General features: G+C 67.2%; 14 protein-coding genes. 6 read left to right on the top strand and 8 right to left on the bottom strand.

The features are described from left to right. Positions 1 to 113: 113 nt before the first annotated feature. From MMG85_RS00485 to alr, 3 genes are read right to left on the bottom strand one after another with little or no spacing between them, the layout of a single operon-like run. Positions 114 to 1,574, bottom strand: coding sequence for a wax ester/triacylglycerol synthase family O-acyltransferase (locus MMG85_RS00485; protein WP_241044043.1), 1,461 nt, complete (start codon positions 1,572 to 1,574; stop codon positions 114 to 116). Positions 1,575 to 1,634: 60 nt separating this feature from the next. Then, positions 1,635 to 3,053, bottom strand: coding sequence for a deoxyribodipyrimidine photo-lyase (locus MMG85_RS00480; RefSeq protein WP_241044042.1), 1,419 nt, complete (start codon positions 3,051 to 3,053; stop codon positions 1,635 to 1,637). 29 nt (positions 3,054 to 3,082) lie between these two features. Further along, positions 3,083 to 4,273 (bottom strand): alanine racemase, encoded by a 1,191-nt coding sequence (gene alr, locus MMG85_RS00475; protein ID WP_241044040.1) that lies wholly within the window; start codon positions 4,271 to 4,273, stop codon positions 3,083 to 3,085. A 97-nt stretch (positions 4,274 to 4,370) separates the two neighbouring features. Between alr and MMG85_RS00470 the strand changes: the two genes are divergently transcribed. Then, positions 4,371 to 5,063, top strand: a complete 693-nt coding sequence (locus MMG85_RS00470) for a hypothetical protein (RefSeq protein WP_241044039.1) — start codon at positions 4,371 to 4,373, stop codon at positions 5,061 to 5,063. A gap of 4 nt (positions 5,064 to 5,067) precedes the next feature. Here MMG85_RS00470 and MMG85_RS00465 read toward each other — a convergent pair whose 3' ends face one another. The 5 genes from MMG85_RS00465 to MMG85_RS00445 all read right to left on the bottom strand — a co-directional run bounded on the left by MMG85_RS00465 (position 5,068) and on the right by MMG85_RS00445 (position 8,466). Further along, positions 5,068 to 6,468, bottom strand: a complete 1,401-nt coding sequence (locus tag MMG85_RS00465) for a replicative DNA helicase (protein ID WP_241044037.1) — start codon at positions 6,466 to 6,468, stop codon at positions 5,068 to 5,070. Between the two features lie 210 nt (positions 6,469 to 6,678). Beyond that, a complete protein-coding gene (rplI, locus tag MMG85_RS00460; RefSeq protein ID WP_055943002.1) occupies positions 6,679 to 7,128 on the bottom strand; it encodes a 50S ribosomal protein L9 in 450 nt (149 codons plus the stop codon). Between the two features lie 162 nt (positions 7,129 to 7,290). Then, positions 7,291 to 7,521, bottom strand: coding sequence for a 30S ribosomal protein S18 (rpsR, locus tag MMG85_RS00455; protein ID WP_055942998.1), 231 nt, complete (start codon positions 7,519 to 7,521; stop codon positions 7,291 to 7,293). 11 nt (positions 7,522 to 7,532) lie between these two features. Continuing rightward, positions 7,533 to 7,955: a 30S ribosomal protein S6 gene (gene rpsF / locus MMG85_RS00450; protein WP_241044035.1), complete on the bottom strand. Its 423-nt coding sequence runs from the start codon at positions 7,953 to 7,955 to the stop codon at positions 7,533 to 7,535. Between the two features lie 172 nt (positions 7,956 to 8,127). Continuing rightward, entirely contained in the window at positions 8,128 to 8,466 is a 339-nt protein-coding gene (locus MMG85_RS00445; RefSeq protein WP_241044034.1) for an iron-sulfur cluster assembly accessory protein, read from the bottom strand. Positions 8,467 to 8,577: 111 nt separating this feature from the next. Between MMG85_RS00445 and asnS the strand changes: the two genes are divergently transcribed. The 5 genes from asnS (at position 8,578) to MMG85_RS00420 (ending at position 12,134) form a co-directional block, all read left to right on the top strand. After that, on the top strand, positions 8,578 to 9,978 hold the full coding sequence (gene asnS, locus MMG85_RS00440) for an asparagine--tRNA ligase (RefSeq protein ID WP_241044033.1): 1,401 nt from the start codon (positions 8,578 to 8,580) through the stop codon (positions 9,976 to 9,978). Then, entirely contained in the window at positions 9,978 to 10,283 is a 306-nt protein-coding gene (locus MMG85_RS00435; protein ID WP_241044032.1) for a hypothetical protein, read from the top strand. Before asnS ends, MMG85_RS00435 begins: the two co-directional genes overlap by 1 nt. Next, positions 10,280 to 10,588 carry a hypothetical protein gene (locus tag MMG85_RS00430; RefSeq protein ID WP_241044031.1) on the top strand — a complete coding sequence of 103 codons (309 nt, stop codon included), beginning with the start codon at positions 10,280 to 10,282 and terminating at the stop codon, positions 10,586 to 10,588. The genes MMG85_RS00435 and MMG85_RS00430 overlap by 4 nt, the downstream gene beginning before the upstream one ends. A gap of 7 nt (positions 10,589 to 10,595) precedes the next feature. Continuing rightward, a complete protein-coding gene (locus MMG85_RS00425; RefSeq protein ID WP_241044030.1) occupies positions 10,596 to 11,225 on the top strand; it encodes an FMN-binding negative transcriptional regulator in 630 nt (209 codons plus the stop codon). A gap of 120 nt (positions 11,226 to 11,345) precedes the next feature. Beyond that, entirely contained in the window at positions 11,346 to 12,134 is a 789-nt protein-coding gene (locus MMG85_RS00420) for an SDR family oxidoreductase (protein WP_241044028.1), read from the top strand. Positions 12,135 to 12,176 lie beyond the last annotated feature (42 nt).

The following is a 12,176-nucleotide window of genomic DNA, read 5'->3' as shown; positions in this document are numbered from 1 at the left end:
GTTCATGGTGTCTCCTGGGTGGCTTGCGGGTGAAGCGAACGGGGGGCAAGCCTAACCAGTGGAATGTTCATGCGACGCGATTTGACCCCTGTTCATTCAGGTGGCGGCGGGGATCAGGACAGCATGCCGCTGGCGGTCGGGGCGTCGAGCGTCCGCTCCCAGTCCCCCATCAGCGACAGGTACAGCAGCTTGTCGAACTCGGGGCCGAACCGGCGGATCACCGCATCCGGGTCGGGAATCAGCTTGGCGTCGGCGATCAGGCCGAAATGCACGCGTCCGTTGTAGCTGAGGATGGACACGCCGATGCCGATGGAACCGGTCTGCGGTACCCAGAACATCATGTCGCGGACCCGCGAGCCGCCCATGTACAGCGGCTGCTGCGGGCCGGGCACGTTGGTCGCCACGGCGGTCGCCTTGCGCGAGAACAGCTCCAGCGCGACGCTCTGGATCGCCGCTGGCGCCATGCCAAGCGCGGCAAGAAGTCCAAATGCAACAATGGCTTGCCGTGAATTCTTCAGGTCACGCATGCACTCTGCGACGCGTTCGAGCCGGCGGATCGGGTTGTCCTCGCCCACCGGCAGATCCAGGAACACCAGGCCGAAATGGTTGCCCAGCTTGCGCGCGTGCTCGAGCGGTCGCAGGTTGACCGGGACGGTCGCGCGCAGGGTCACGCCGTCCAACTGCTCGCCGCGTTCGATCATGTAGCTGCGCAGCGCGCCGGCCGCGGCGGCCATCAGCACGTCGTTGACCGTGCAGTCGCAGGCGCGCCCGACCGCCTTCACTTCCTCCAGGTCCAGCGGCTCGGCCCAGGCCACGCGCTTGCTGACACCCAGCTTGCCGCGCAGCAGGGTGGGCGGATCATCCGACAGCGACAGCGCATGCAGCAGTTCGCGGCCGATCTCGCCGCCCTCCTTCGCCAGCATCGTCGCCAGCGTGGGGTCCTGCATCATCTCCATGCCCTTGCCCAGCACCTTGCCGCCGATCTGCACATAACGGTCGATCGCGCCGACGCGACGCACGACCTCGGCGCCGTCCTTCTTCAGCCATGCCGAGCGCAGGTCCTTGCCGGCATCCGGTTTGCGGCTGGTATCGGTCAGCGACAGCAGCACCTGCACCAGCGCGATGCCGTCGGCATAGCTGTGGTGGATGCGCGCAACCAGCGCCGAACCGGTGCCGTAGCGTTCGATCAGGTGGAACTGCCAGAGCGGCTTGGTCTTGTCGAGTGGCGTGGACGCCATCTGGCTGGTGAAGCGTTCCAGCGCCTTCTTTTCGGATTTGGGGTCATGCCGGCCGGGCAGCGCGGAAATGCGCACGTGCCAGTCCAGGTCGAAGTCCTGGTCGGTGACCCAGGACGCCCCCGCCGGCGTGTCGACCGCCTTCTGCAGGAAGCGCGGATAAGCCAGAAAGCGCTTCTTGATCACCTGCTTCAGGCGATCGAGCGTCATCGGCTCGTCGAACATCAGCACGCCGGTGATCATCATCGGGTTGGTCGGACGACACATCCGCAACCAGGCGGTATCCACCCGCGACATCGGCTCGCGACGCGGCTTTGCCGGCGCCTTCTTCGTGGCCATGCATGTTCTCCTCTCCCGCACCGAGTGAAGCACGCGGTGCCGAAAGGCGTCAAACGCGGCTCAGCTCACGGTCTGGCGGTACGCCGCCAAAGCGCCATCGCGGCCGACCGCCAGATCGGCGATGGGATGGCGCGGATAGTCCGGCGCCAGCCGCGCCAGCACGTCCGGCTTCTGCCATGGCGCGAAACGCAGCGGCACGGGCAGCGCTGCCAGCTCGGGCACCCAGCGCGCGATGTAGGTACCGTGGGGATCGAACTTCTCCGCCTGCGTCACCGGGTTGAACACGCGGAAGTACGGCGCGGCATCGGCGCCGGTGCCCGCGGTCCACTGCCAGCCCAGCGTGTTGCTGGCCAGGTCGGCGTCCACCAGCGTGTCCCAGAACCAGCGCGCACCGTGCAGCCAGTGATAGCGCAGGTGCTTGGTCAGGTAGCTGGCCACGATCATCCGCACGCGGTTGTGCATGTAGCCGGTGGTCCACAGCTCGCGCAGGCCGGCGTCGATGATCGGGACGCCGGTGCGTCCGCGATGCCAGGCCGCCAGCGACGCCGGATCGACCTTCGCCCAGTCGAAATGCTCGAAGCGCGGGTTGAGGTTCTGCGTCGTCGTCTGCGGAAAGTGGTGCAGCAGGTGGTAGCCGAACTCGCGCCAGCCCAGCTCGCGAATGTAGCCGTCCATGTCGGCGCTGTTGGCGGCGGTGCGCACGCGCTCCAGCTCGGCGGTGATCCGCCAGGGGGCGATTTCGCCGAAGTGCAGGTAGGGCGACATCCGTGAGGTGCCGATGCGGTCGGGACGGTCGCGGTCGGTGCGGTAGCCGTTGAGCGCACCGTCGATGAAGACCTCCAGCGCCTCGCGCGCGCCGGCTTCCCCCGGCACCCACGTGTCCCAGAAGCCTGCATCCCAGCCGAGCGACGGCGAGAGTCGCCACGCCTCCAGCGGCTCGCTCTGCAGCGCGTCATCGAACGGCGGCAGTCGCGCCGGCGCCGTCCATGTTTCGGGAGCCCGCCACTGCGCCAGGGCCGCGCGCCAGAACGGGGTGAACACCTTGTACGGCGTGCCCTGCTGGGTGGCGAGGTCCCAGGGCTCGAACAGCAGCACGCCGTTGAAGCTTTCCACCTGCCGTCCGCGTTCGCGCAGCGTCTTCTTCAGCGCGGCATCGCGTGGCTGGGTGGCGGGTTCGTACTTGCGGTTCCAGAACACCGCCTGCGCGCCGGTGTCGGCCACCAGTCTGTCCAACGCCGCGGCGCTGGGGCCGCGCCGCCGCAGCAGGCGCGATCCACGGGCCTGCAGGTCGGCGTCGAGCGCCGACAGCGAGCGGTGCAGCCACGCGTTCGATGCGCCACCGGGCGCCCACTCGCCCTCCTCTTCCGGCGCATGCACGTACACCGGCACGGGCGTGAACCCCTGGTCGAGCGCCGCGCGCAGCGCCGGATTGTCATCCAGGCGCAGATCGTGACGGAACCAGACGAGGGCGTTCGGCATGCGGAAGGCTCAGTGGAAGAACAGGGCGTCTACGCGACGGGCGCGGTCACGGATGCATGGCGCGCGTACTCGCGCGGGATGCGCGCGTTCAAGCCGGTCAGGATCTCGTACGGGATGGTGCCCGCCGCCTGCGCCACCGCTTCGCACGAGATCGCCTGCTCCCCTTGCCGGCCGATCAGCACCACCTCGTCCTCGTTGTAGGCCGTGCCTGCGGGCCCCAGGTCGACCATCAGCTGGTCCATGCAGACCCGTCCGACGATGGGACGACGCGCACCGCGCACGAGCACCTCGCCACGCGAGGACAGCGAACGCGGATAACCATCGCCATAACCGATCGGCACGGTCACCACACGCGTATCGTCCGTCGCGTTCCAAGTGGCACCGTAGCTGACGCTGCGACCCGCTTTCACCACCTTGAAGTAGACCACTTTAGAGACCAGCGAAAGCGCCGGTCGCAGGTCAACGGTCGGGCGCGAGACGGGGTCCGGCAGCACGCCGTACAGCGCGATGCCCGGACGCACCATGTCCAGGCAGGTCTCCGGGAAATGCAGCACGCCGCCGGAGTTGGCCAGGTGGCGGATCGGCATGGGCGCACCGAGCCGGTCGAAACGCGCGCACGCATGCAGGAAGCGCTGCAGCTGTTCGTGCGTCATCGGCGATGCCGGGTCATCCGAACACGCCAGGTGCGAGTAGATGCCCTTTACCGTGCACCACGACGACGCGACGGCGGCGTCGATGAAGGCGCCCGCGTTCTCGCTGTGCACGCCGATGCGCTCCATGCCGGTGTCGACCTTCAGGTGGATCACCGCCTTGCGTCCCAGCGACGCCGCCGCCTGCTCCACCTGCCGCAGCTTGGTGATCGAGGACACGGTCACTTCCAGGTCGTGGGCGAGGAACTGCGCCACCTGCGGCGCGTGGATCCCGCCGAGCACCAGGATCGGCACCGTCACGCCGGCACGGCGCAGCGCGATGCCTTCCTCGACGAACGCGACGCCGAGTTGGTCGATGCCCTGCGACTCGAGATGAAGCGCCACCGGCACCAGGCCGTGGCCGTAGGCATTGGCCTTGACGATGCCCATCACCGGTACGCCGACATGGGTGTGGATCGCGCGCAGGTTGTGCGTCAGCGCGTCCAGATCGACACGGATGCGCGTGGGTCGGTCGTTCGCTTCGGGGCGGAGATCGTGGTCGGGGATCACGTGGGCAGCCGATGGCGTCATGCACAGATTGTAGCCCCGGCCGACGGATTCCCCAGCCAGCGCGATCCGTCACCACACGGCTACACTGGCACCGACGTGATGTTCCAGAGGGAACCGCATGAAACGCAACCAAGGGCTCATCCTGGCCGGCGTCGTGTTGCTGGCAGCCTGCGCGGGATGGTGGGCGTGGAGGCCTGCCGGCACATCACCGATGTCCGATGATGCGACGGGGTCACTCGCTGCGGAATCGCCTGTCCCGCGCATGGACGGACCCGGTGCAGGCGCGAGTGCCCCTGCTCATCCTGCGGGGGATCATTCGTCCCGCATCGCGACTTCCGACACCGGCAGCGCGGCCACCATGCCGGCACCTGTCGTACCGCGCGACGCTAATGCGGGGGCTGCACCGCGCCCGATCACACCCGAGGGCGAAGCGAGGATTGAAGCCCTGCTTGCCGGATTGCGACGCACCGACGACGCGACCGCCCGGGACTACGAACTGCTGGCGCGCTCGGAACCCTCAGACCCCGACACCTCTCCCCGCCTGGAGTCATTGATCCAGCAGGTCATCGACCGTCATGCGCGCGACCTTGGACAGCTGGACATCACGCGCCCACGCTGCAGCAAAAGCTTGTGCATGTTGGCAGCGGTCTCTCATGTGCCGCAGACCCGGCACGCCCAGGCCGATTACTCGCGTCTCACCGGCCACATGTTCGCCGAGCCGTGGTTCCGCGAGGCGTTCTTCGATCAACGGACGACCGTTCATGGGGACCGCCAGGGCGTGGTCTATGTGAGCTACTTCATCCGCAAATAGCGCGCTACTCGAATGCACCGATGTTGTCGTGGCTCAGGTTGTCGAAGCGGGTGTACTCGCCGAAGAACCGCAGCTTGCACGAGCCGGTCGGGCCGGAGCGCTGCTTGCCGATGATGATCTCGGCCAGGCCTTTGTCCGGCGAGGTTTCCTTGTTGTAGTAGTCGTCGCGGTAGATGAAGACGATCATGTCGGCGTCCTGCTCGATGGCGCCCGATTCGCGCAGGTCGGCCATCACCGGGCGCTTGTCCGTGCGCGTTTCCAGCGAGCGGTTGAGCTGCGACAGCGCGATGACGGGGACGTTGAGCTCCTTCGCCAGGCCCTTCAGCGAGCGCGAGATCTCGGAGATCTCGGTCGCGCGGTTCTCGCTGTTGCCGGGCACCGACATCAGCTGCAGGTAGTCGATGACGATCAGCCCCAGGTCGTGCTCGCGCTTCAGCCGGCGCGCCTTGGAACGCAGCACGTCGGGCGAAAGGCCGGGCGTGTCGTCGATGAACACCTTGGCCTGGTCCTTGAGGATGCGGATGGCGCTGGTGACGCGGCTCCAGTCCTCGTCCTCCAACTGGCCGGTGCGCAGCCGGGTGGCGTTGATGCGGCCGACCGAGGAGATCAGGCGCATCGCCAGCTGGCCGGCCGACATTTCCATCGAGAAGATCGCGACCGCCTTCTTGGACTTGATGGCCGCGTATTCGGCCATGTTCAGCGCCAGCGTGGTCTTGCCCATGGCTGGACGTGCGGCCAGGATCACCAGGTCGGTGGGCTGCAGGCCCGCGGTCATCATGTCGAATTCGGTGTAACCCGTCGGCAAGCCGGTCACCGTACCGCCGCTCTCGGAGCGCACGCGCAGGACTTCGAACGCGTCCTTCAGCGCGTCGTTCATCGCCACGAAGTCGGTGCGCCCGCGCGCACCCTGCTCGGCGATGGCGAACACCTTCTGCTCGGCCACGGCCAGCATCTCGTCGCTTTCCTTGCCCTCGGGCTGGAACGCGTCGTTGACGATCTCGGTGCCGACTTCGATCAGCTGCCGCATCACCGCCTTGTCGCGGACGATCTCGGCGTAGGCGGTGATGTTGGCGGCCGACGGCGTGGTGCTGGCCAGTTCCACCAGATAGGCGCCGCCCGCGACCAGCTCCATGTGGCCCTGCGACTCGAACCATTCGCCCAGCGTCACGGCGTCGAACGGCCGGTTGCGCTCGGCCAGTTCGCCGATGGCGCGATAGATCAGCTGGTGGTCGCGGCGGTAGAAGTCGTTGGGCGTGAGCTTGTCGTTGATGCGGTCGTAGGCTTCCGGTGCCAGCATCAGGCCGCCCAGCACCGCCTGTTCCGCTTCGATGGAGTTCGGCGGCACGCGCAGTTGTTCGATGCGCGAATCGTGCGGGTCGGTGCGGAAGCCGGTACGTGCAGGCATGGACAGAGACAACCAGATCGGAGGAACGCCGGACCGGACATGCTAGAGGCCCGGCCTGTGGGCTCGCGACGGAACAACCTGTGGATAAGTGACGCACGTTGACCGCGCGTCATCTCACCCGCTGCGACGGGACGGCCCGCCGGTCCGCAGAAACAGCACGGGCGCCTTTCGGCGCCCGTCTGTCGGCATCACGGAGATGCGCGGGGTGGATCAGGCTTCGGCCTGCACCACGACCTTGACGGTAGTCTGCACGTCGGCGTGCAGCTTCACGACGATGTCGTACTCGCCGATGTTGCGCAGAGCGCCTTCGCCCATGATGACCTCGCTCTTCTCGAGCGGCAGGCCGGCGGCGGTGAAGGCGTCGGCGATGTCGCGCGGACCGACCGAACCGAACAGCTTGCCTTCGGTGGCGGCGTTGGCGGTGATCGTGACGCTGGCGCCTTCCAGCTTGGCGGCGCGGGCTTCGGCGTCGTCATGCACGGCCTTGGCCTTGGCTTCGTACTCGGCGCGCTTGGCCTCGAACTCGGCGACGTTGGCGGCGGTGGCCGGCACGGCCTTGCCCTGCGGCACCAGGAAGTTGCGGCCGTAGCCCGGCTTGACGTTGACCTTGTCGCCCAGGACGCCCAGGTTGGTCACTTTCTGCAAAAGAATCAGTTCCATCGTGTATCTCCAATTCGTTAGCGGCCGCCATGCGCCCGCAACTGGTTGCTGTCCGAATGGACGGGATTTTTGAGGCTGGGAGTGACCAGAGAGGAGTGGGAAGTGAGGGAAAACCACTCACTTCCCACTTCTTGCGGCGCGAGCCGCCACTCACTTCTCCGCTCAGACGTCGTGGTTGTCCGTGTACGGGATCAGCGCCAGGAAACGGGCGCGCTTGACCGCGGTGGACAGCTGACGCTGGTAACGGGACTTGGTGCCGGTGACGCGGCTCGGCACGATCTTGCCGTTCTCGGTCAGGTACTGGCGCAGGGTGTTGAGATCCTTGTAGTCGATCTCTTTCACGCCTTCGGCGGTGAACTTGCAGAACTTGCGGCGACGGAAGAACTTGGACATGGGTGTGCTCCTCAGGCGGCTTCGGCGGTGTCGGAATCGGTCGAGGCTTCGGTACCGGCCTCGTCGTCGTCACGGCGGCGGCGCTCGCCACGCTCGGGCTTGTCGCCCTTCTCGTCCTTGTTCTTCATGATCAGGGACTGCTCGGTGTCCGGGCCATCGCGCTTGATGACCAGGTTGCGCAGCACCGCATCGTTGAAGCGGAAGCTTTCGACCAGCTCGCTCAGCACGGCCTGGTCGGCTTCGATGTTGAGCAGCACGTAATGGGCCTTCACCAGGTTCTGGATCGGGTAGGCCAACTGGCGGCGGCCCCAGTCTTCCAGACGGTGGATGGTGCCGTTGCCCGCCTCGATCAGCGCCTTGTAGCGCTCGATCATGGCCGGCACCTGCTCGCTCTGGTCCGGATGGACCAGGAACACGACTTCATAGTGACGCATCGTTTTTACCTTTCGGATGTGGGTCCGGCCAGGAAAAAGGCCGGACGGAACAGCCCCCCGATGCCCGGATCGGACACGGTGGGGCGAGGAACCGACGGCCAGGCTGGCCCTCGGGAGCCGGAAATTATGGCAGGTCAACCACTTAGGGGCAAGCAATGCCCCGGCGGGACGGTCAGGCGGCGTCGGCGGCCGTGGTGAAGCTCTCGCCGCAGCCGCATTCGGCCGCCGCGTTGGGGTTGCGGAAGATGAAGGTCTCCGACAGCCCCTGCTTGGCGAAGTCGATTTCGGTGCCGTCGACCAGCGGCAGGCTGGCGGCGTCGACGTAGATCTTCACCCCGGCGAACTCGAACACGGTATCGCCGTCGCGCGCATCGCGGGCCAGGTCGGCCACGTGGCCCCAGCCGGAGCAGCCGGTACGGGTCACGCCGAACCGCAGGCCCAGCGCAGCCGGGGTCTGCTCGACGAAGCGCTGCACGCGCTCGAGTGCGACCGGGGTCAGGGTGATGGCCATGCGTGTCTCCTGTGCAACGCGGACGATTATAGCCCCCGGCACGCCGGCGGCTGCGCGGCTCTTGTAAACTCCGCCTTCCCTAAATAAGTCTGTTATCGAAGGATTCAAGCCATGACGGTGGTGAGCGTCGAACATGCACTGGCGGGCAAGCTCCCGGCCGGCGGCGAAGTCACGGTGCGCGGCTGGGTGCGCACGCGACGCGATTCCAAGGCGGGCCTGTCCTTCGTCAACGTCAGCGACGGCTCCTGCTTCGCGCCCATCCAGGTGGTGGCGCCCGACTCGCTGGCCAACTACGAATCCGAGATCAAGCACCTGACCACCGGCTGCGCGGTCGTCGCCACCGGCACGCTGGTGCCGTCGCAGGGCCAGGGCCAGAGTTTCGAGATCCAGGCCTCGTCGGTCGAGGTCGTGGGCTGGGTGGAAGATCCCCTGACCTACCCCATGCAGCCCAAGCAGCATTCGCTGGAATACCTGCGCGAGTTCGCCCACCTGCGCCCGCGTACCAACCTGTTCGGCGCGGTCACTCGCATCCGCAATTCGCTGGCACAGGCCGTGCATCGATTCTTCCATGAGAACGGCTATTTCTGGATCAGCACGCCGATCATCACCACCTCCGACGCCGAGGGCGCCGGCCAGATGTTCCGCGTGTCCACGCTGGACCTGGTCAACCTGCCGCGCGACAAGGGCGGCGCGGTCGACTTCTCGCGCGACTTCTTCGGCAAGGAAACGTTCCTGACCGTCTCCGGCCAGCTCAACGCCGAGGCGTACGCGCTGGCGATGAGCAAGGTCTACACCTTCGGCCCGACCTTCCGCGCCGAGAACAGCAACACCACGCGCCACCTGGCCGAGTTCTGGATGATCGAGCCGGAGGTCGCCTTCAACGACCTGGCCGCCAATGCGCAACTGGCCGAGGACTTCCTGAAGTACCTGTTCCGCGCCGTGCTCAGCGAGCGTGCCGACGACCTGGCGTTCATCGCCGAGCGCGTCGAACCGACCGCGCTGACCCGGCTGGAGGCCTTCGTCAACTCGCCGTTCGAGCGCATCGACTACACCGATGCGATCGCGCTGTTGCAGAAGTCGGGGCAGAAGTTCGAGTTCCCGGTCGAGTGGGGCCTGGACCTGCAGACCGAGCACGAGCGCTGGCTGACTGAGCAGCATGTCGGCCGCCCGGTGGTGGTGACCAACTATCCCGAGCACTTCAAGGCCTTCTACATGCGCCTGAACGACGACGGCAAGACGGTCGCGGCCATGGACGTGCTGGCGCCCGGCATCGGCGAGATCATCGGCGGCAGCCAGCGTGAGGAACGCCTGGACGTGCTGGACGCGCGCATGGCGCAGTTCGGCCTGGATCCGGCGCATTACGGCTGGTATCGCGACTTCCGCCGCTACGGTTCGGTGCCGCATGCGGGCTTCGGCCTCGGCTTCGAGCGGCTGGTGGTGTATGTCTGCGGCCTGTCCAACATCCGCGACGCCATCGCCTACCCGCGCGCGCCGGGCAACGCGGAGTTCTGATGATCCTGTTCTTCGCCCTCTGCTTCGTCGGCGTCGCCATCGCCGGCTTCTGCGCGTTCGTCATCTTCTGGCCGCTGACGCTGGTGCATGTCCGCGACCGTCACGGCGCGCTCGGCGCGCAGTGGGGCGAAGGCGCCTTCCTCAAGCCGGTCGCGCTGCGCTGGCTGCTGTCGGGCGACTACCGCAGCATTCCGGACACGTCGCTGTCAGGCCTGGCCACACCAGCGCGCATCTCGCTGTGCGTCATCATGGTCGGGCTGGCGATGGCCGGCCTGCTGGCCCTGTGGGCGGAGGCGTTCGCATGACGCCTTTCCTCCGTGAAGACTGGTACCTCGCCTCGCTGGGCCGCACGCTGATCTGGGCACGCATGCGCGTGCTGGACGCCGGCACCGCCGAAGTGCTGGACAGCGACGGCAACACCCTGCCCTACGATAGCGAGGACAGTGCGCGGGCCGCGCTGTTCGATGCGGAGTTCGTGTCGTTCGACGGCCTGGACGAAGACGACGCGCTGGCGCGCGGCTTCTCGCTGGCCGGCGTGCGGCCGCCGCACGCCGACGACGATGCCGCACTGGTGCCGAAGATGGTGCAGTCGCTCGGTGCACGCGCCTGATTCCATCATGTATACGCCACGCGCGTTCGTCGAAACCGACCTGGTCGCACTCGACCGGCTGATCGCGCGCGATGCCTTCGTCACCCTGGTGACCGTCGCCGACGGGGTGCCGTGCATCAGCCACCTGCCCGTGCTCTATGCGCGCGAAGGCGACCGGATCGTCATCGAGGGGCACTGGGCGAAACCGAATCCGCAGGCGCGTCATGCCGGCCCTGCCCTGCTGATCGTGCATGGCCCGCATGCCTATCTGTCGCCGGGCTGGTACGCGGACAAAGAGGAAGCCGCACGCGTCCCGACCTGGAACTATGCGGTCGCGCACCTGCATGGCGTACTGGAGCTCACCGACGACACCGCCGAACTGGCGTCAATCGTCGATCGCCTCAGCCAGCTCAACGAAGCCCGGGTGGGCAACGACTGGCGCTTCGAGCACGACCGCGACGACCATGTCCGCCAGCTGCGCGGCATCGTCGGTTTCCGCTTCACGGTCGAGCGCGTGGAGTTGAAGTTCAAGCTCAGCCAGAACCATCCTGCCGCCAATGTCGAAGGCGCTGCCACCGCGCTGAGGCAGCTGGGGGGCGAAGACAACCAGGCGGTATCCGAGCTGATGCGCGAGCGCCTGGCCCGCCGGGCAGAATGATGTGGGAGCGACGTAAGTCGCGACACGATCACTTCACCCTCCACGATGGCCGGGAAAGCATCGCGACTCACGTCGCTCCCACAAGGCTAAACTCGCTCCACTTCCGCCTTGGATCCTTGCATGGACCTCAACCTCGCCGGCCGGCATGCCTTGGTTTGCGGTGCCTCCGAAGGCATCGGCCGCGCTGCCGCCCATGAGCTCGCCCTGCTGGGCGCGGACGTGACCGTGCTGGCCCGTCGTGCCGAGGTGCTGGCGGACGTCTCTGCTGCGCTGCCGCGCGTGGCCGCCGCACAGCACCACGGCAGTCTCGCCATCGACATCGCCGATGGCGCGGCATTGCAGGCAAAGGTCGGCGCACTCGTGGCCGCCCGTCCCGTCCACATCCTCATCAACAACACCGGCGGCCCGCCGGGCGGACGCGCCATCGAAGCCGTCGCCGACGACTATCTGGCCGCCTTCCTGCGCCACCTGCTGGCCAACCAGTGGCTCGCGCAGCTGACGGTGCCAGGCATGCGTGAAGCCGCCTGGGGCCGCATCGTCAACGTGGTCTCCACCTCGGTGAAGGAGCCCATCGCCAATCTCGGCGTCTCCAACACCGTCCGCGGCGCGGTCGCCAGCTGGGCCAAGACGCTGTCAAAGGAGCTGGGCGCGGACGGGATCACCGTCAACAACGTGCTGCCGGGCTACACGCGCACGCAACGGCTGGCGCAGATCCTGCACGACCGCGTGCAGGCCACCGGCAAGGACGAAGCCGCCATCAGCGCCGCCATGCTCGCCACCGTGCCGACCGGCCGCTTTGCCGAAGCGCACGAGATCGCCGCCGCCATCGCCTTCCTCGCCTCGCCCGCGGCGGCCTACATCACCGGCGTCAGCCTGGCCGTGGACGGCGGCCGCATGCAGTCGATCTGACCCCCGGGAACGGGGGGCTTGCCAGCCGGGTTAAGCTAGTAA

Source organism: Pseudoxanthomonas sp. LH2527, assembly GCF_022539275.1.
GTDB lineage: Bacteria > Pseudomonadota > Gammaproteobacteria > Xanthomonadales > Xanthomonadaceae > Pseudoxanthomonas_A.
The sequence above is the reverse complement of the archived record's forward strand: the minus strand, read 5'-3'. Positions and strand labels throughout refer to the sequence as shown.